12 protein-coding genes are annotated in these 19,060 nt (G+C 71.8%); 4 read left to right on the top strand and 8 right to left on the bottom strand.

All coding sequences use genetic code 11. The features are described 5' to 3' along the window. Window positions 1-12 precede the first annotated feature (12 nt). On the top strand, window positions 13-2,349 hold the full coding sequence (locus ODJ79_RS21805) for a glycoside hydrolase family 9 protein (RefSeq protein ID WP_263025376.1): 2,337 nt from the start codon (window positions 13-15) through the stop codon (window positions 2,347-2,349). A 145-nt stretch (window positions 2,350-2,494) separates the two neighbouring features. On the opposite strand, the gene ODJ79_RS21800 is transcribed toward ODJ79_RS21805, so the two are convergent. The 7 genes from ODJ79_RS21800 to ODJ79_RS21770 form a co-directional block, all read right to left on the bottom strand. After that, window positions 2,495-5,395 carry a M36 family metallopeptidase gene (locus ODJ79_RS21800; protein ID WP_263025375.1) on the bottom strand — a complete coding sequence of 967 codons (2,901 nt, stop codon included), beginning with the start codon at window positions 5,393-5,395 and terminating at the stop codon, window positions 2,495-2,497. Between the two features lie 111 nt (window positions 5,396-5,506). Further along, complete coding sequence (locus ODJ79_RS21795; RefSeq protein WP_263025374.1) at window positions 5,507-9,889, bottom strand: caspase, EACC1-associated type; 4,383 nt, start codon at window positions 9,887-9,889, stop codon at window positions 5,507-5,509. After that, entirely contained in the window at window positions 9,886-10,242 is a 357-nt protein-coding gene (locus ODJ79_RS21790) for an effector-associated constant component EACC1 (RefSeq protein WP_263025373.1), read from the bottom strand. The genes ODJ79_RS21795 and ODJ79_RS21790 overlap by 4 nt, the downstream gene beginning before the upstream one ends. 70 nt (window positions 10,243-10,312) lie before the next feature. Further along, window positions 10,313-11,857, bottom strand: coding sequence for an alpha-L-arabinofuranosidase B (locus tag ODJ79_RS21785; RefSeq protein ID WP_263025372.1), 1,545 nt, complete (start codon window positions 11,855-11,857; stop codon window positions 10,313-10,315). 147 nt (window positions 11,858-12,004) lie between these two features. Continuing rightward, window positions 12,005-12,802, bottom strand: coding sequence for a hypothetical protein (locus ODJ79_RS21780; RefSeq protein WP_263025371.1), 798 nt, complete (start codon window positions 12,800-12,802; stop codon window positions 12,005-12,007). A 263-nt stretch (window positions 12,803-13,065) separates the two neighbouring features. After that, window positions 13,066-13,746, bottom strand: coding sequence for a G5 domain-containing protein (locus tag ODJ79_RS21775; protein WP_263025370.1), 681 nt, complete (start codon window positions 13,744-13,746; stop codon window positions 13,066-13,068). 189 nt (window positions 13,747-13,935) lie between these two features. Further along, window positions 13,936-14,682 carry a maleylpyruvate isomerase family mycothiol-dependent enzyme gene (locus ODJ79_RS21770; RefSeq protein WP_263025369.1) on the bottom strand — a complete coding sequence of 249 codons (747 nt, stop codon included), beginning with the start codon at window positions 14,680-14,682 and terminating at the stop codon, window positions 13,936-13,938. Between the two features lie 47 nt (window positions 14,683-14,729). On the opposite strand from ODJ79_RS21770, the gene ODJ79_RS21765 reads away from it, so the two are divergent. Together ODJ79_RS21765 and ODJ79_RS21760 are read left to right on the top strand one after the other, a co-directional pair. Next, window positions 14,730-15,338, top strand: a complete 609-nt coding sequence (locus tag ODJ79_RS21765) for a phosphatase PAP2 family protein (RefSeq protein ID WP_263025368.1) — start codon at window positions 14,730-14,732, stop codon at window positions 15,336-15,338. 35 nt (window positions 15,339-15,373) lie between these two features. Then, on the top strand, window positions 15,374-16,741 hold the full coding sequence (locus ODJ79_RS21760) for a TrpB-like pyridoxal phosphate-dependent enzyme (protein WP_263025367.1): 1,368 nt from the start codon (window positions 15,374-15,376) through the stop codon (window positions 16,739-16,741). Here ODJ79_RS21760 and ODJ79_RS21755 read toward each other — a convergent pair whose 3' ends face one another. After that, entirely contained in the window at window positions 16,742-17,650 is a 909-nt protein-coding gene (locus ODJ79_RS21755) for a LysR family transcriptional regulator (protein WP_263025366.1), read from the bottom strand. It lies immediately after the preceding gene. Between the two features lie 85 nt (window positions 17,651-17,735). On the opposite strand from ODJ79_RS21755, the gene ODJ79_RS21750 reads away from it, so the two are divergent. After that, complete coding sequence (locus tag ODJ79_RS21750; RefSeq protein ID WP_263025365.1) at window positions 17,736-19,043, top strand: aspartate aminotransferase family protein; 1,308 nt, start codon at window positions 17,736-17,738, stop codon at window positions 19,041-19,043. The last annotated feature ends 17 nt before the right edge of the window (window positions 19,044-19,060 follow it).

Genomic DNA, 19,060 nt, shown 5'->3' with positions numbered 1-19,060 from the left:
AAGGGGCACCCCATGCGCCGTCTCCTGCTCGCACTCCTGGTCGCCGCCGGCCTGTTCGCCGTGGTCGTCCGCCCCGCCGAGGCCGCCACCGGCGCCTTCAACTACGGCGAGGCGCTGCAGAAGTCGATGTTCTTCTACCAGGCCCAGATCGCCGGCAAGAAGCCGTCCTGGAGCCAGGTCTCCTGGCGCGGCGACGCGGCCATGACCGACGGCGCCGACGTGGGGCTCGACCTCACCGGCGGCTGGTTCGACGCCGGTGACCACGTGAAGTTCGGCTTCCCGATGGCGTTCTCCACCACGATGCTCGCCTGGGGCGCGGTCGAGTACCGGGACGCGTACGCGGCCTCCGGCCAGCTCGGCACGTTCCTCAACAACCTGCGGGTGCCCAACGACTACTTCATCAAGGCGCACCCGTCGGCGAACGTGCTCTACGGGCAGGTCGGCAAGGGCGACGACGACCACAAGTGGTGGGGACCGGCCGAGGTGATGCCGATGGCCCGGCCGTCCTACAAGATCGACGCCGGCTGCGGCGGCTCGGATCTGGCCGGGGAGACCGCGGCGGCGATGGCGGCGAGCTCGATCGTCTTCAGACCGACCGATTCCGCGTACGCCGACAAGCTGTTGACCCACGCAAAGCAGCTCTACACGTTCGCGGACACGGTTCGGCGCGCGTACTCCGATTGCATCACCGATGCCCAGAACTTCTACAAGTCGTGGAGCGGGTACCAGGACGAGCTGGTGTGGGGCGCGATCTGGCTGTACCGGGCCACCGGCGACGCCACCTACCTGGCCAAGGCGGAGAGCGAGTACGACAAGCTCGGCACCGAGCCGCAGACCACCACGCACTCGTACAAGTGGACGATCGCCTGGGACAACAAGCAGTTCGGCGCGTACGTGCTGCTGGCCAACCTGACCGGTCAGCAGAAGTACATCGACGACGCGAACCGCTGGCTGGACTGGTGGACCGTCGGCGTGAACGGGGACAAGGTCCGCTACTCGCCGGGTGGCGAGGCGGTGCTCGACAGCTGGGGATCGCTGCGATACGCCGCCAACACGGCCTTCGTCGCGCTGGTCTACAGCGACAAGACCGGCGACGCGACCCGCAAGGCGCGGTACCACGACTTCGCGGTCCGGCAGATCAACTACGCGCTCGGCGACAACCCGCGGCAATCCAGCTACGTGATCGGCTTCGGTGCCAACTCCCCGAAGAACCCCCATCACCGTACGGCGCACGGGTCGTGGTGGGACAACATGACCGTTCCCACCGACACCCGGCATGTGCTCTACGGCGCCCTGGTCGGCGGCCCGTCCTCGCCCGACGACGCGTACCAGGACCAGCGCAGCGACTACGTGATGAACGAGGTCGCCGACGACTACAACGCCGGGTTCACTTCGGCGCTGGCCCGGCTGACCCAGGAGTACGGCGGGTCGCCACTGGCCGGCTTCCCCAAGGCGGAGACCCCGGACCTGGACGAGATCACCGTGGAGACGACGGTGATGCAGGACGAGCCGCGGGACACCGCCCTCAAGGTGATGATCTACAACAAGTCGGCGTTCCCGGCGCGGGCGCTGACCAGCGCGACCTACCGGTACTTCTTCCGGCGCGAGGGCACGGCGGCGCTGGTGGTGACGCCGGGGTACACGCAGGGGTGCCCGTCGCCGTCGACGGCCAAGCAGTGGTCCGGGGACATCTGGTACGTCGAGGTGAACTGCGCGGGATACACGATCGCGCCGGCCGGGCAGTCGGCGTACCGGATGGAGGTGCAGTTCAAGGTCGGCGTGGCCGACGGCGGCACCTGGGACCCGTCGAACGACCCGTCCTATCTGGCCGGAACCGCGGTTAACAAGAACGTCCCGCTGTACGAGGGCGGGAAGCTGATCTGGGGTCAGGAGCCGGGCGCGTCCTCGCCGTCACCGACGCCTTCGCCCAGCACCTCGTCGCCGACGCCCAGCCCGTCGCCGTCGACTTCGCCCACCACCAGCCCGTCGCCGTCGACTTCGCCCACCACCAGCCCGACGCCGACGTCCTCGGCCGGCTGCAAGGTCACTTACAGCGTCAACGACTGGGGTGGCGGCTTCACCGGGACGGTCACGCTGGCCAACACCGGGTCGGCGGCGTGGAGCGCGTGGTCGCTGGCGTTCGCGTTCCCCGGCAACCAGAAGGTGAGCCAGGGCTGGTCGGCGACCTGGACCCAGAGCGGCAGCCAGGTGACCGCGGCCAACCTGTCCTACAACGGCTCGGTGCCGGCGGGCGGTTCCACCAGCATCGGCTTCAACGGGACCTACACCGGCAGCAACGTCGCGCCGGCGGCGTTCACCGTCAACGGAATGACCTGCCTCCGGGGGTGAGAAAGTGGCGGGGCGGGCCTGGGGTGGCCCGCCCCGCCCATCATTCGGTCGTCTCGCTCGGCGAGGACCCCGGCGGGCATCGCGCCGAGCATCGTGCCGAGCATCGCGCTGAGCTTCTCGCCGAGCTTCTCGCCGAGCGGGGCAATCAGCTGCCGAACGCCTGGAACTCGGCGACCCGGACGTTCAGCGCCTGCGCGCTGGCCGTGCCGCAATCGGTGGCCGCCCGCGGGTCGGCGTCCTGCTCACCCGCGTAGTCGGGCCCGCCGGTGCACTGGTTGGTCAGCACCTCGAACCGCAGGTGCGTGGCGTACGTCGGCGGGATCGGGAACGACCGCACGATCAGTTCCGGTGCCCGCGGCCGCGGCGCCACCGACGGGAACGCGTCCGCCCGGCTGGTGTAGACCGGCCGGAATTCGGCGGCGTCGGCGCATGCCACCGTCGCCGATGCGGTGCACGCCAGTACCCGGAACTGCCGCAGCGCCGAGAAGCGGCTCTGCGCGGCGCCGTCCGGGTCGGTCGCGATCGCCGGCCGCAGCATGGCGCTCACCTGCACCCGCCGGATCTTCTGCACCCCGCCGGCCAGATCGACCGTGACCTGCTTGCCGGCGACCGCGCCGGCCAGCGACGCCCAGTTGGTCGCCTCGTCGTCGTCGACCAGCCGGGCCAGGTTGATCCCGTCCCCGGTCACCGTGGCGCCGCCGTTGCCGGACGCCAAGTTGACCGGCATTCGCACCCTCAGCCGGGCCGGCCCGGCGCGCAACGAGGTCGCCCGCACCCGCGCCTCGCCGTACCCGGGCGCCTGCGCGATGAAGGTGTAGGTCCCGGGAACCAGCCGAACGGTGTCCGGCAGCGCGGTGGACGGGTCGGTGTCCGCCACCGCCACGGCCCGGGCCTGGTAGTCGCCGACGAACAACTTCGCGTTCGGCACCGCTTGACCGTGCTCGTCCACGGGCCGGAACGTGACCACCGAGGAGGGTGCGTACGGCGAGACGAAGCTCGGCGTGGGGTTCACGTCGGCCGCCCCGTTGCTGACCGCGCTCTCGCCGAGGCCGCGCTTGGCGAAGGCGTTCCACAGCAGCGCCTGGTTGGCGCCGCCGAACCTGACCAGGTCGGCGCCGAGCAGCGCGTCCCGGGCGTCCACCATGCTGTTCGCGCTGTTCGCCATCAGCAGGAACGAGTCGAACACCAGCTGCGCCCAGCGCCGGTTGCCCGGGCAGGAGGTCACCGCCACCCGGCCCGCCGCGCACGCCTTCTGCAGCGCCGGCGTGCCCGCGCCGTACCGTTTGATCATCGCGGCCCGGATGTCGAAGTTCGTCGCCGACCACACCTCGCCGGAGGCGTGCACCTGCAGCCCGACGAAGTCGTAGTCGATCGCGCTGTAGTTGAGCGGGCTCGCGCTCATGTTGTAGTTCCGGATTCCGGCCTTCGGGTCCCCGGTGACGTACTGCCCGATCGTGTACGCGCGGCTGCCGCGCGGCGCGTACCCGTTCTCGTTCAGGTACTCCATCGCCATCTGGTCCGACCAGCTCTCGCTCATGCCCTGCGGCGAGCTGAGCCCGGCGTCCGGCCCGGCGATCATGCGGTTCGTGATGGCGTGCGTGTACTCGTGCCCGACCACCGACATGTCGAAGTCACCGTCCACGCAGGGGGCGTAGAACGACCCGGCGATCGGCTGCCACAGGTACATGTTGGTGATCGGCGCCTGCCCGTCCGGCGGCGTGATCTGGTTGGCGTTGTCCCGGGCCGCGAAGTCGGGCGGCCCGCCGCTGATCCCGCCGGCCTGCGCGTTGCCCTGCTCATGGTCGGCGCCGAGGCCGCCGCGCCCGTAGTTGTCGTCCTGCATGTTGAACGTCTGCTCGGTGAAGCCCAGCTGATACGCCCAGTCGTGCATCCGGTTGTGCAGGGCGAACAGGTTGGCCCGGGCGGCGTCGATGTCGTTGCGCTGCGCCGTGTCGAAGACGGCCGGCGAGCACTGCGCCTGCTGCCACTGGTTGGTCCATCGGTAGTCGTAGCGCCGGTCCGGCCGCGGCGTGGCCGTCTCGGTCCCGACCGAGAACGGATCGTTCGAGTTCCAGTTCTGCACCGCGACGGCGTTGTTGCCCGCGGTGGTCCGGGTCGATGCCCCGTTCACGACATCCCACGCGTACGGCGAGGACGCCGTCCCGATCACGTAGTCGCACCGGCGCGACGGCTCGAAGCACCAGGTCTGCCGCGTGTCCCGGGAGGAGTAGTCGGTCGGCGGCGACGACGGGAAGGCCGACCACTCGCCGTTGTCCTTGTCCGAGTCGACGATGTTCTCGCGCAGCAGCACGCCGCCGTCGCGGGCGTCCACATAGCTCGTGTACGCGACCGGGTCGGCGCCGGTCAGCCCCGACCCGAGGGTCACCTGGTAGGCGGCCCGGGCGCCGCGATCGGCGGTCGGCACCGCGACCAGGCGGTTCGCCAGGACGGTCGGGTTCGCCAGGCCCGCGTCGACGGCGGCCACGCGCTGCGCGTCGGCCGGCGGGAGTGTGGCCGGCGCGGGCGCCTCGGCGTCCCGGGCGAGCGAGGAGCTCACGTACCAGATCTGTCCATCGCGGACGCCCAGCGCGAGCAACCCGTCGTGCCCGGCCGGCAGATCGCCGAACCGCTGCCGGAAGAGAACCGCCGCGCCCGCCCCGAGCGGCGCGGAGGTGAGCAGGTCGAGCGAGTCGGCGCCCCGGGCGGTCAGCCCGAGCACGTCCCGGTTGGCGTCGATGTAGGCGCGAGCGGCGGCGACCGGGTCCGGCGGGAGTCCGGTGGCGAGCGGTGTGGCCGCCGTCAGCGCGGCCGGCGTTCCGAAGGCGTTCCACCGGGCGCTCGCGCCGGCCGCGGCCGCGAGCGCGCGTTGCCGGCCGGTCGGCGCGATCAGGCCGTGCCGGTTGTCGACGGTCTGGTGCTGATGGTCGTCGCCCGGCGGGCCGGCCGGGCTCGGCGCTGCCTGGGCTACGGTCGGCGCGACCAGGACGAGTGTGGTCGCGAGGAGCGTCGTGGTGGCTGCCGGTAACGCACGGGATGGTGTGCGCACGGTCCCTCCTAGGTCGAACGGTTATTACCGGTCTTCTGGATCGGATCGCACGAGGTGGCCGCCCGGCATGGGCCGAACATCCAAAATAGAGGATTGTCTAACTATCGATCTTTACGGGCACGGCGGGTGGTACGCGGGCTGCTCGCCGACGTAGAGGGCCCACTGCTGCCTCGTGATCGGATCGCCGGCCAGCCGGCACAGCGTCCGCACCGACACGTCCGGATCGATCGACCACATGCCGACCTCCTCGCCGTCCTTGACCGCCAGGAACCGCCCGTCGGCGCTGAACGCCACGGCGTCGAGAGGGCTGACGTCGGTCACGTCCAGTGAGGTCTGCAGGCGGGGCAGGTACGGTTTCGAGACGTCCCACAGGTCGACCTGATGGGCGTCCTCGTTGCCGAGCACGGCGAGCAGGTGCCCGTCGGGGCTGATCGCGAGCGACCGGCTCCCGTTCAGTGCCTGGCCGGTGAACTCGGTCGGCGAGCCGGGTGGCGGGTCGGTGAGGCCGTCCGCGCCGATCGGGAGGATCCGGATGAGCCGGGTGTTCGCGCTGACGATCAGCGTCTTGCCGTCCGGGGTGAACACGCCGTTGGGCAGGTCGGTCCCGGCCGGGAACCGGTAGGACGGCAATTCCCGCGGATGGGCGGGATCGGCCAGGTCCCGCAGGACGATCTCGTTCGCGGTGAAGACGGCGAGCAGCCGGCTCGTCGGCGAGAACGCGAGGTCCCAGGTCAGTGCCCTGGGGATCGAGGACATCAGGCGCGGGTGAGCCGGGTCGCCGACATCGAAGATCTTCACCGAGGGCGGGGTGGCGCGGGGCCCGCGCTCGTGGTCGGCGACGGCGATCAGCTTCCCGTCGGCGGAGAAGGACAGCGCGGCCGCGCCGTACTCGAGCCCGGTGGTGATCTCGCCGAGCGGCGGCCCGCCGGGTGCGCTCGTCGACAACAGCAGGACGTGCGGACGGTGGTTCACCATCTTGGTGGCGGCGACGACCGCGCCGTCCGGCCGGAAGGCGAGCCCTCCGCCGGCTTCCTGGTGGTACAGGTCGTTCGGAGGCGTCGACGTGATGGTGCCGACCAGGTGCGGATCGGCGGGGTCGGCGACGTCGAGCAGCCGGGCGCCGTCCCGCCCGCTAGCCTCGGCCATCAGCCGCGGACCGGCCGGGTTGAACTGCACCCGGATCAAGAATCCGTTGGGCCCGTCGACGGTGGTCACGAGCCCGCCGGACGTGCTGGGGTCGGTGACGTCCCAGAGGAACACGCCGCTGGTGCTTGCCACCGCGACCGTCCGCCGGCCGTCGACCTCCGGCCGGGCCAGCACCGCCCCGGTCCGCAGGGCGCCGCCGGTGGTGGTCGGCATCCGTTTCGCGGTGCGCAGCATCGACTGCCCGGCGGTGCGCGGGTCGAGGCTCCGCCCGCGCACCCAGGTCTGCACGTAGCCGAGCTCGCAGGACGTGACGAGCGTGTCCGCGGTCAGCAGCATCCCGTACACGCGCTCGCAGTCGTCGTCGGCCGGCTGCTGGAAGACCGGCTTCGGGCGACGCGGGTCGGACACGTCGTAGAGCGCCGGCGACTCGTTGGTGTGGTGCTTGACGACGAACGCGAGCCGGCGGCCGGTCGGATCGAACGCGACCCGGTGCTGGATCATCCGGACCTCGCTCGACAGCGCGACGGTGGAGCCGGTGAGCCGGGCCCGGGCTGCCGGACGCGCCGGATCGGTCAGGTCCCAGAGTCGGACGGTGCCGTCGGTGCCGCTGCCGGCCAGCAGGTGTCCGGCCGGCGCGAAGGTGACCGAGTCGACCCGGCCGCGGTGCCCGGTCAGGTCCGGGAGTTTGCGGGGCGCCGGTTGGCCGACGTCCCACAGATGGATGCGGCCGCCAGTGCCGGCGGCGGCCAGGAGCCGGCCGTCCGGCGAGAAGGCGAGCGTGGTGATGCTCGCGGTATCGGTCGGCAGGTCGGGCAGCGGAAGCGGGCGGCGCGGGTCGGCGATGCTCCACAGCCGGACGGTTGGCCGAGGCTGCTCGATCTGCGGTTTCCCGGCCGTCGTGGGGTCCGCGCCGCTGAGCGGGCCGACCGCGGCGGCCAGCAGCGTGCCGTCCGGCGAGACCGCGACCGGGCCGGTGAACAGCGAGTCGATCCGGGACAGGGGGCTGCTGGTGGTGGCGTCCCAGAGGATCAGGGCCTGGCCGGTGGCGAGGGCGAGGAGGTTTCCGGCGGCGTTCTCGGCCAGGTCGAACGCCGGGTAGGCGGTGGCGAGCTGCCCGGGAACACCCGGGCTGTTCAGCAGCGCCTGGGTGCCCTCGGCCGGGTCCATCCGGTACGCCACCGCCGCCAGCTGCTTGGCGAGGCCGGGCTGATCGTTGCGGATCCGGGCCGCATCGGCGGAGATCGCTCGGGACAGGGCCCGATTCCGCGCCGCTTCCGCGGCCTCCTGCTGAGCCAGGGCCTCCCGCCGTTGCGCCAGGGCCTCCTGCCGCGACTTCACCGCGACCGCCGCACCGGCCACCGCAACCAGGAGCAGCACCGCCAGGGTCGCGATGCCCGCGCGTAACCGGCGAGCGGCCCGGCGGGCCAGGCCTTCCGATGCGGCGAGGAACTCGGCCGAGACCGGCGGGACGTCGGCCCGTGATCGGGCGCCCTCCCGCGCGGCCGCTAGCCGGCTGCCGCGATAGGCGAGGGCCGGGTCCCGGCCCGCCTTTCGCCAGGCCTCCGCGTCGGCGGCCAGCCGCTGGCTGGTGCGCAACCAGTCGCGGTCCTCGTCCAGCCAGCCGACCAGTCTCGGCCAGACCCGCAGCAGCGCCTCGTGGCCGAGCCGGACCGTGTCGCGGTCCTGGGTGATCAGGCGGGCCGCGGTGAACGCCTCGAGGGCCCGCCGCCCCGCGTCCGGCTCCGGCAGCGCGTGCAGCAACTCGTCGCGCGCGGCCGGGCGTACGGTATCCGGGTTTTCCTCGCCCACCTGGACCAGTCGCGGAAGCAGGCGGCGGGCCGCCGAGCGGGCCGCGTCGTCCAGTCCTTCGTAGACCTCTTCGGCGCTGGTCGCGACCGCCCGGTCGATGCGGCCGGCAGCGTCGTAGCCCCTCTCGGTCAGCGTGTTGCCGCTGCGGTTGCGCCAGGTCGCCCACAGCGCGTGGGACAGCAGCGGCAGGCGGTTGCCCGCGCCCAGCTCGTGCAGGAGGACGTCGGCGAGCGCGCCCTCCAGCCGCAGGCCGGCCACCGATGCCGGGCCCTCGATCGCGGCTCGCAGCTCGGCCGGGGTCATCGGGGTGACCAGGAACTGGTGGTCGAGCGCCGCCCGCAGTTGCGGGCGCTCGGCGGCCTGGGCGTAGAAGTCGGCCCGCAGCGCGAGTACCACCAGGTGATCCGCGGCCAGCCGGGTCAGCGCGGCGAGGAACTCCGTCTGCTCGGCGGCCGCGTGGCAGAGCGTGAACAGCTGCTCGAACTGGTCGACCACCACGATCGAGCCGGGTGCGGCGCGGGGCAGGGCGTCGAGCGGGTGTTCGCCGGGCGTGAGCACGGCGGCCGGCCGGTGCACCGCGGCGAGCAGGCCGGCCTGCACCAGCGACGACTTGCCCGAGCCGGAGGCACCCACGACGAGCAGGGGCCGGCCGTCCGCGCCTGCCTCGGCAGCCGCCGTGACCAGCTTGCCGGTCAGCTCGTCGCGGCCGAAGTAGAGGCGGGCGTCCTCGGCGCCGTACGGGGCGAGGCCCGGCCACGGGCAGATCCCCTCGGCCGGCGGTTCGGCGTCCGGCGTCCGCTCCGGCGTGGCGCGATTGACGGCGAGCACCAGAGAACCCGAGGTGTCGCCGCTCTGCCGGCGGGGGAGCGGGGCACCGGCGGCGCGCAACCGGCTCAGCAGTCGCTCGTGGACGACGTCGAGGGTGAGCAGCCGGCCCGCCCGCTGGTCGCCGTCGGTGAGCAGCGCGACCAGTTCGCCGGTGAAGGTGGTGAGCTCGGCCTCGGGCGGGGCGGTGGCGAGATTCTCGGCCGAGGCGAGCACGTACGCGCCGTGCACCGGGGGCGGGGTGTAGCCCGGCCCGACCGGTCCGGCCGCGCCCGGGGTGCGGGCCCGGCCGGAGTAGCAGCAGTCGAGGATCAGCACGACGGCCGGCGCCCGGCAGCCGGCCAGCGCCTTTCGCACCGCGGAGTAGGCGAGCGCCTGATGATCGCTCAGGCCGGGGGTGAGCCGGTCGGTTCCGGCCGCGGCCAGGTGCAGCTCGCCGGACTCGTCGAGCAGGCCGTGCCCGGCGAAGTACAGCAGCAGCACCGACTCCGCGTCGCCGGCCGCCTCGGCGACCGCCTCGGCCATGTCCCGCGCCTGCGGCGGATCCAGCAGCAGCCGTACGCTGCCCGGCGCCATCGCGCAGACCTCGGTGAGCGTGGCCGCGAACGCCCGGGCGCTCGCCGCCGCGGCCGGGACCGGCGGCAGCGTCGGCCCGGTGTGCCGCGCGGTGCCGATGACCAGCGCACGGGCTCCGGGGCCGGCGAGGTCGGTCACCCCGGGTCGATCTCGTCGCTGAGACGCTCGACCTCGGCGCGCACGGCGGCCATGTCCAGCCCCTTGACCCGCTGGGCGGACAGCTCGAACGATCCGCCGTCCGGCCGTTCGACCCGTACGGTCAGATCGCCACGCTGTTGCCTCAGCCAGGACACCAGGCCGGTGACCAGCGCGACCGCCACGCCACCCGGGCCGACCGCGACGACCAGCGCCTCCAGCAGCGGGCCGAGCGTGCCCTCCGGCGGCGGCGACTCCCGCGCCGTGACCCGGCCGCGCAGCGCGGCCTCCTCGGCCAGCCAGGTGCGCAGCCCTCGCAACGCCTCCGCGTCGCCCGCCGTGATCGAGACGTCCACGCCATCGACCCTAGTCGACATGGAGGGCCGCCCGGGCCCCATGACCGGCCCGGGCGGCCCGAGGGGTGGGCTAGGGCGTCCAGGGGGACGTGACGACCCAGCTCACGTCGTCGGACCACAGCGTCGACGAGTCGAACGCGTTGGATCCGCCGTTGCTGGCGATGTAGACGTTGTTGCTGTAGTGCCGGATGTAGCGGGTCGAGTAGTTGTTCGACATGAACGAGTTGCCCTGGCCGTTCATCCCGGCCTGCGGGCAGAACGTCGCGTCGTTGGCGAACAGCGAGCTGCCGTCGTTGGCGTGCAGGTAGAGCTGGTAGTTCTGGTGCCGCAGGTAGCTGCCGGCGGTGTCCCTCGACTCGAACGAGATGCACGAGCCGTTGGCGAGCCCGGACCGGACGATCCAGGACGCCTGCGACTTGGCCGTCGACGAGCTGGACGAGCTGACCACCTGGGTGGAGACGGTCGCGCCGGAGTGGCTGATGTACCGGGTCGTGCAGCACGCGGTGGTGGCACGCAGCGAGATGGTCGAGCCGACCGCGGGGCCGGTGCTCGTGCCGGCGGTCGCGTACCCGGCGGCGGTGATGTTCGCCTGCACCGAGTTCTCGGTGGCGTCGCTCGGGTAGCCGCTGGTCATGACGCCCTCGTAGAACGTGCCGGCCGAGCCGTTGCTGTTGTCGCCGCCGATGCCGAGGATGATCGCGCCTTCCTTGTGCATCGGGTTGTAGCCGGACACGTTCGGTCGCGCGCCGCTGTAGAAGGTGGACAGCGAGCCCGACTGCGCGTTGCCGCCGCGGATCGACCAGTGGTTCGGCTGACCCTTGACGACCGCGGTGACGAACCGGTTGCCGATCGACGGGTCGTTCGAGTTGTAGCCGGCGTTCACCCCGGAGAACAGGCCGTTCTCCAGGTCAGCCATGATCCACGGACCGTTCCCGGTGCCGTAGCCCCAGACCTTGATGTTGCCGAAGTAGATGGCTTCCATGTGGCCGTTGCCGGTGTCGCGGCTGCTGGTCTCGGCGTTGCCGTAGTCGAAGCAGCAGCCGCCGTTGTAGTGGGTGCCGTCGAAGATGGCGTACATGCCCTCGGCGGCATCGCCGGTGGCGATCCCGTTGGTGTTGTTGTTGCGATACCCGGTGCCGGGCGCGACGAAGACGCCGTACGCCCGGTGGCCGCCCACCGTGATCGGCGCGGCGGTCGCGTTCGCGAGGTTGTCGTAGCCGCCGGCCGCCGGCCCGTTGAAGCCGCCGGGCGGCGCCTGGGTCAGGTTGTTACCCCGGCCGGACTGGTCGTAGATGATCGTGATCAGGCAGGACGTGCCGGAGCAGAACGAGTCCTGGGCGGCCGCGTTGGCCACGCCGCCGGCGCTCAGCGGCGCGATGTTCGTCGTGGCGTTGTCGGAGGCGCGCCGGACCTGGTAGAGCGAACCGGTGTAGCTGCCGTACAGGGCCCGGGTGGTGCTGTGGGCGGCGACGCAGGGCGTGCCGCCCGAGGCGTAGATGTCGCACGGCCCGGTGGTGGCCGCCTGTGCGCTGCCGGCGGCGGAGAACAGGCCGGCTACCAGGACGCCGGTGGCGGCGACCGCGAGCAGCGCCCGGCGCGAGCGGGGGTTTGCCATGGTGACCTCTTCCGTGGCGAAAGGACAAGGCAAAAAGGCAAAACCTCCTTTCCCGTACGCCGGGGGAGCGTCGCCGACAAGACAGTGAAGGACGTTGATGTGAACGTTAACGTAGGCCGCGTCGCCACGGAGCGCAATGCCTTCTGGTCAGTTGAAAGGCGGCCGGTGAACGCGGTAGATCGAGTGGATCTGGGCGGACCGGATCTCGATCCGCCACACCACCACGCCGACCGTCACCAGCACGGTGAGCGTGCTCAGCAGCCCGAAGGCGAGCCGGCCCGCGGGCACGGCCGCGGCGAGCAGCCCGCAGAACGCCACCGCGAAGCCGCCGCAACTCGCGCTCAGTTGCAACTCGTGTTGTAGTTGGTGCCATCGGGTGTGCGCCAGTCGCCGCCGGCCGAAATGCGAGGGTGGCGACCATTTCGCGGTCGTCCACAGGCCGGCCACGATCACGAACCACAGCGCGGCGAGCCACATGCTCCACCCGGCCGCGTTGCCGAGAAAGAACGCCGGCGGAATCTCCAGGCCGGCGATCGCGAATGGCAGGAAGCTGTCCAGGAAGCTCGGCGCCCAGCGGAGCATCACGCTCATCGTCAGGTAGAAGTAGAAAACCACCACAAAAATCATCATGAGCGCCACGCTCTGTGCGACGACCAGCACGGACGGCTTCTCGAATGTGTTCTGCGCGAGGAGTGCCAGCGCCACACCCTGGATGATGCTGACGATGGTGATGAAGCCGTTCGGCGAGACTTCGAGCGAACGGTGAATGAGCACGTCGCGGGTAAGCCCCTGAATGGCTTCGCCGCGCCCGGCGTCCTTTACCTCTTCTTCGTATTCAATGGTGCGCGGGTGCGTACTTGTTGACCGGTTGCCCTCGTGATAAGGGTACGGATTCGCTCGATGTCTATGCTTGGGAACGGTGAGGTCGCGTGATTCGATCGCCACGCCACACATGATGGCCCCGCGGTCAATAGCGAATTGCCGAGCACCACAGTTCCTTTAGTAATCCTTAAGTGAGCTGCATTCGCCCTGGTGGTCGGCCATTTTCCCGGGATTCGGCCGGTCATTTCCGAATCTTGGCGAAGATGCAGGTCACCGGCGTCCGGCTGGCAGCCTGTGCGACGCCGGTGACGCGCTGTTGATCGGTACGGAAGGTGACAGCCTAGCCCTGGGCGCGAGAACGCAGTAAACCGGCAAAAGCCGCCGGATCAGTGGTCGCAGCCGACGCCGTCGCCGTCCCGGTCGAGGTGGTAGATGTCGTCGCCGGTCACGTAGACCGGTCCCTGGACGTACGCCGGGCCGTCGCCGCCGCCACCGGCGCAGTCCACGTCCCCGGCGACCGGAACGCACGGTGTGTAGTTCGGGTCGCAGTCGCCGCCGCCGGCCACCTTGGTGCCGACCGCCACCACCTCGGTCACCGGCTGCTTGGTGACGACGTCCCGGACCAGCGTGCGACCACTCTCCCGGCCGCCGGTCAGGGTCACCTTGTAGGTGAGCGTGCGGACGCCGGCCACCCCCGGGGTCCGCACCCTGGTCTTGCCCTTCGCCAGGGTGTCGTCGTCGACCTTCCTCGTCGCGTACGCGATCGACTTACGCACGGTGACCGTCTTCCGGCTGACGACGGCCTCGACCTTGGGCTGCACGGCGGGCTCGGTGGAGGGTTCCGCGGTGGGCTCGGTGGTGGGCGCGTCGGTGGTCGCCTCGACGGTCGGCACCGCGCCCGGCTCCGCCGCCGCGGTGCCGCGGTCGCGCGCGGCCGGGACGCCGGCCAGCCGCTCGGCGGCCGGGGTCTCGACGGCCGTCGACGAGCCGGTGAGCGCGCCGGCCATCATCGTCCCGCCGCAGAGGGGCAGCAGCAGCGCGGCCCCGAGCAGACCGACCCGCTGCACCGGAGTGAGCCGCGACCAGAAGCTCCGCCTCCGCGGCGGCATCCACAAGGGCGTCCGATTCATCACCGGGCCAGTGTGGATTTCGCCCGTGTCGCGGGGAACGCCCCGTTCGGCCGACCACCCCTCGCACGAAAGACGCGAAAGCGCTACGCCTCTTACGTGCCCGCCTCCGTGGGCGGTTCGCTCCGGTCAGCTCGCCGCGTAGTTGCGGAGAAGGCGCAACGCTACCTCGCCGTACGCACCCTTGGTTTGCAGCCCGGAGGCGGACGGCGCGAGACGTTGCGCGCCCACCCGGCAGAAGGCGCCGGCGGAGCCGGTGATGGCCGACTCCGCGGCCGGATCGCCGAACCGCCACGCCGAGCCGTCCGGCGCGGTCAGGTCGCAGAACACCTCGACGACCGGCAGGCCGGCGACCCGGAAGGCGTAGGGAAGGGTGCGGTGCCCGAGCCAGGCGATGTGCCGGAGCCGGGCGGTGTCCGGATAGTCGAGGCCGAGCGGCGGCGCGATGTCCAGCGCGGCATGCGCCCAGTGCTCGGCCAGCCGGGTGGTGGCCAGCGCGGGCGGCTTGAGCGGCGCGGCCACCCACTGCACCGGGCGCTGCGGATCGGCGGCACGCAGGGCGGCGATCGACTCCCGGTGGGCGGTCCGCCAGCGCTCGAAGACCTCGGCGGGCTCGGCGCGCTGACTGCGGACCATGGCGTCCATCGCATCGTCCACAGTCGAGCCGTAGTCGCCCCACCGGACGGGTGGGCGGCCGGTGCCGAGCGCGGCGCAGACGGCCTCCTCGGTCTGGGCGAGATGCAGCACGACGTCGGCGATCGTCCAGCCGGCGGCGGCCGACGGGGTCAGCCAGTCGGCAGGGGAGAGCTTGGTGAGCAGGGCCTCGATCTGGTCCTGCTCGGCCGCGAGGTCCTCGATGACATCGGGAGGGGTCATGCCCCCATCCTGCGCCCCGGATGCCCGGCAGGATAGCGTCACCGATCATGGACTTCGTCGCCATCGGCCGCGGGCGTGGGTCCAGGACCGTCGCTCGCGTCCTCACCGAGGTGTTCGCGCCCGCCGTCCTGGCCGCGGTGCTGCCGCTGATCATCGGCCTGCACGCGGCCGGGTCGCCGCTCGAGGGCCTGGGGTGGGGGCTCTTGGCGAGCCTGTTCTGCGCCGTCATCCCGTACGCGATGATCCTGCGCGGGGTGCGCCGGGGCCGGCTCAGCGATCGGCACATCGGCGAGCGCTCCCAGCGGACCCGCCCCCTGCTCTTCGGCCTCGGGTCGGTCCTGATCGGCCTGATCCTGCTGCTCGCCCTGCACGCACCGCGCGAGCTGGTCGCGCTGATCGTCGCCTCGTTCGCCGGCGGGGCGGTCGCGACGGCGGTCAACCACTACTGGAAGTCGAGCGTCCACGCCGGCGTGGCGGCCGCCTCGGCGGTGGTGCTGGTGCTCGTCTACGGCCCGGCGCTGCTGGTCACCATGGTGGTGGTCGCGGCGGTGGGATGGTCGCGGGTGCGGCTGCGCGACCACACGGTGGCCCAGGTGATCGTCGGCGCCGCGATCGGCGCGGTGGTCGCGGGCGTGGTGTTCGGCCTGCTGCGCTGATTCCCCCCGGCGTCGCCAAGAGCGATGATCCAGGGATGAGCGACGACGCCACCAAGATCCAGCTGTCCGAATCGGAGATGCCGCGGCGCTGGTACAACATCGTGCCGGACCTGCCCGGTCCGCCGCCTCCCGTCCTGCACCCCGGCACCCTGCAGCCGGTCGGGCCGGACGACCTCGCCCCGCTCTTCCCGATGGCGCTGATCGAGCAGGAGGTCACCGCCGAGCGCTACGTCGACATCCCCGAGGAGGTGCTCGACGTCTACCGGCTCTGGCGGCCGTCGCCGCTCTACCGCGCCCGGCGGCTGGAGAAGGCGCTCGGCACCCCCGCGAAGATCTACTACAAGTACGAGGGGGTGTCGCCGGCCGGCTCGCACAAGCCGAACACCGCCGTGCCGCAGGCGTTCTACAACGCGGCCGCCGGGGTACGCCGGCTCACCACCGAGACCGGGGCCGGGCAGTGGGGGACCGCGCTCGCGTTCGCCAGTGCGCAGTTCGGGCTGGAGTGCGAGATCTGGCAGGTCCGCGCCTCGTACGACCAGAAGCCGTACCGGAAAATCATGATCGAGACGTTCGGGGCGACCATCCACCCGTCCCCGTCCGCGCTGACCGAGGCGGGCCGGCAGGTGCTGGCCGCCGACCCGGACTCGCCCGGTTCGCTCGGCATCGCGATCAGCGAGGCGGTCGAGGTCGCGGCGCAGAACCCGGACACCAACTACGCGCTGGGCAGCGTGCTCAACCACGTGCTCCTGCATCAGACGATCATCGGCGAGGAGGCGCTCCTGCAGATGGCGAAGGCCGGCGTGGCGCCCGACCTGATCGTCGGGTGCACCGGCGGCGGGTCCAACTTCGGCGGCCTCGCGTTCCCGTTCCTGCGCGAGAAGCTGGCCGGCCGGATGGCGCCCACGATCCGCGCCGTCGAGCCCGCCTCCTGCCCGTCACTGACCAAGGGCAGCTACGCGTACGACTTCGGGGACACCGCCGGAATGACCCCGCTGATGAAGATGCACACGCTGGGGCACGAGTTCATCCCCGACCCGATCCACGCGGGTGGCCTCCGGTATCACGGCATGTCCCCGCTGCTGTCGCACATCTACGAGCTCGGCCTGATCGAAGCGGTCGCGAAGACGCAGAAGGAGTGCTTCGAGGCGGGTATCCGATTCGCCCGGACCGAGGGCATCATCCCGGCGCCCGAGCCGACGCACGCGCTGGCGGCCTGCATCGAGGAGGCGCTGCGCTGCAAGGAGACCGGCGAGGAGAAGGTGATCCTGACCGCGCTGTGCGGGCACGGGCATCTCGACCTGGCCGCCTACGGCCGCTTCCTGGCCGGCGACATGGTCGACCACGAGCTGTCCGGCGAGGCGGTCAAGGCCGCCCTGGCCAACCTCCCCGCGGTGCCGGCCTGATCACCTGCCGGCCTCGATGGAGCGTGGAGGTGAGCGCAGGGCGGTGAGGACGGCGGTCACCTCCGGGCGCGGGGTGGCCGGGCGGCGGACGGCCGCGGTGATCCGCCGGGTGAGCGGCGGGTCCAGCGGCCGCGTCGCCACCCGGTATCGGGGGTCGATCGCGAGGCTGGGCAGCAGCGCGATCGACCGGGACTTCTCCACGTGCTGCAGCGCGATCATGTAGTTGTTGAACCGGCAGATCACCGACGGCTCGAATCCGGCCTCGCGGCAGAGCCGGGTGGCCAGCTCCGACATGTACGAGCCGCTGACGTCGAACGTCCACCGCTGCGCCGCGCACGCCTGCAGGCCGACCGCGTCCTGCGCGGTCAGCGGATGACCGGCCGGCAGCACCAGCACGATCTCGTCCTCGGCGATCGGCACCAGATCGATCGCCGGGTCGAGCTCGGCGCCGACGAAGTCGGTCGTGGTGATGATGACGTCCACATCGCCGCGACGCAGCGCGGGCATGCTGTCGTGCGGTTCGAGCTCGAGCAGCACGACGGTGACGTCGGGGTGTCGCTCGGCCAGCCGGGCCACCGCAGGTTCGGCCAGGGCGTGCACGGCGCTCTGGAACGCGGCGAGCGTGACGGTGCCGGCCGGCTCGTCGGCGAGGCCGCGCAACTCGGCCTCGGCGGCGTCCATCGCGGCGAGGATCTCCCGGGCCCGGCCGGCCAGCAGCACGCCGGCGGCGGTCAGGCGCACCCGGCGGCCGGTGCGTTCGAGCAGGGCGGTGCGGGTCTCCCGCTCCAACGTGGCCAGCTGCTGCGACACCGCCGAGGGGCTGAGGTTCCCCCGCTGCGCGACCGCCCGCACGGTACCGAATGTCGCGAGGTCGGCGAGCAGCCGCAGCCGCCAGGGGTTGAGCGTCATGACCTCGATTGTGCGGCTCCGCTTAACAGCAACGGCGGAAACCTGAGATGGACATGACGCTCGGGCGGTTTCTAGCGTCGATGGCATGGCTGATTCGTTCTGGTCCGATGCCGAGCGCCACCTGATCCGCTACTCCGGCGCCGGCCGTTTCGTGCCCGAGATCATCGAGCGGGCCGAGGGCAGCTTCGTCCACACCGCCGACGGCCGCCGGCTGCTCGACTTCACGTCCGGGCAGATGAGCGCCATCCTCGGCCACTCGCACCCCGACGTGGTGGCGACCGTGCGGCGTCAGGTCGGCACCCTCGACCACCTGTTCAGCGGCATGCTCAGCCGCCCGGTCGTCGACCTCGCCCGCCGCCTCGCCGAGACCCTGCCCGACCCGTTCGAGAAGGTGCTGCTGCTGACCACCGGCGCCGAGTCGAACGAGGCCGCGATCCGGATGGCCAAGCTGGTCACCGGCCGTCACGAGATCGTCTCGTTCGGGCGGTCCTGGCACGGCATGACCCAGGCCGCGGCGAGCGCCACCTACTCCGCCGGCCGCAAGGGGTACGGCCCGGCCGCCCCGGGCAACTTCGCCATCCCCACCCCGAACGCCTACCGGCCCGACTTCACCGACGCCAACGGCGAGCTCGACTGGCGACGTCAGCTCGACTACGCGTTCGACCTGTTCGACGCGCAGTCGGTGGGCAGCCTCGCCGCCGTCATCGTCGAACCGATCCTCAGCTCGGGCGGCGTGCTCGACCTGCCGCCCGGCTACCTGGCCGCCCTGCGCGACAAGTGCCACGAGCGCGGCGGCCTGCTGATCCTCGACGAGGCGCAGACCGGCCTGTGCCGCACCGGCGACTGGTACGCGTTCCAGCGCGACGGCGTGGTCCCCGACATTCTCACGCTCTCCAAGACGCTCGGCGCCGGCCTGCCGCTCGCCGCGGTGGTGACCGGTGCCGAGATCGAGCGGACCGCGCACGAACGCGGGTTCCTGTTCTTCACCACGCACGTGTCGGATCCGCTCGTCGCGGCGGTCGGCAACACGGTCCTGGACGTGCTGGCGAAGGACGAGCTCGATCGGCGGGCCGCGGAGCTCGGCGCGTACCTGCGGAAGGGTTTGCTCGATCTCGGCCGGCAGCACCGGGTGGTCGGCGACGTGCGCGGGCGCGGCCTGCTGGTCGGTGTGGAGCTGGTGCTCGACCGCGACACCAAGGAGTCCTCGGACGAGCTGGGCGGCGCGGTCACCCGCCGCTGCCTGGAGCTGGGGCTACACATGAACGTCGTGCAGCTGCCCGGCATGGGCGGCGTCTTCCGGATCGCGCCGCCGCTGACCTCGTCGATCGCCGAGCTGGACCTGGGCCTGGAGATCCTCGACCGAGCGATCGCCGACGTGACCTCCGGGCGGTGACCGGGACGCCGGAGCGC

This window comes from Actinoplanes sp. KI2, assembly GCF_025630775.1.
In the GTDB taxonomy this organism is placed as follows: Bacteria; Actinomycetota; Actinomycetes; order Mycobacteriales; family Micromonosporaceae; genus Actinoplanes.
The sequence above is the reverse complement of the archived record's forward strand: the minus strand, read 5'-3'. Positions and strand labels throughout refer to the sequence as shown.

Excerpts from the sequence above, each read along its gene's own strand:
- ODJ79_RS21755 (WP_263025366.1), bottom strand. The coding sequence starts at position 17,650 with ATGACGCTCAACCCCTGGCGGCTGCGGCTGCTCGCCGACCTCGCGACA.
- ODJ79_RS21785 (WP_263025372.1), bottom strand. The coding sequence starts at position 11,857 with ATGGCAAACCCCCGCTCGCGCCGGGCGCTGCTCGCGGTCGCCGCCACC.
- ODJ79_RS21765 (WP_263025368.1), top strand. The coding sequence starts at position 14,730 with ATGGACTTCGTCGCCATCGGCCGCGGGCGTGGGTCCAGGACCGTCGCT.
- ODJ79_RS21770 (WP_263025369.1), bottom strand. The coding sequence starts at position 14,682 with ATGACCCCTCCCGATGTCATCGAGGACCTCGCGGCCGAGCAGGACCAG.
- ODJ79_RS21805 (WP_263025376.1), top strand. The coding sequence starts at position 13 with ATGCGCCGTCTCCTGCTCGCACTCCTGGTCGCCGCCGGCCTGTTCGCC.
- ODJ79_RS21760 (WP_263025367.1), top strand. The coding sequence starts at position 15,374 with ATGAGCGACGACGCCACCAAGATCCAGCTGTCCGAATCGGAGATGCCG.
- ODJ79_RS21750 (WP_263025365.1), top strand. The coding sequence starts at position 17,736 with ATGGCTGATTCGTTCTGGTCCGATGCCGAGCGCCACCTGATCCGCTAC.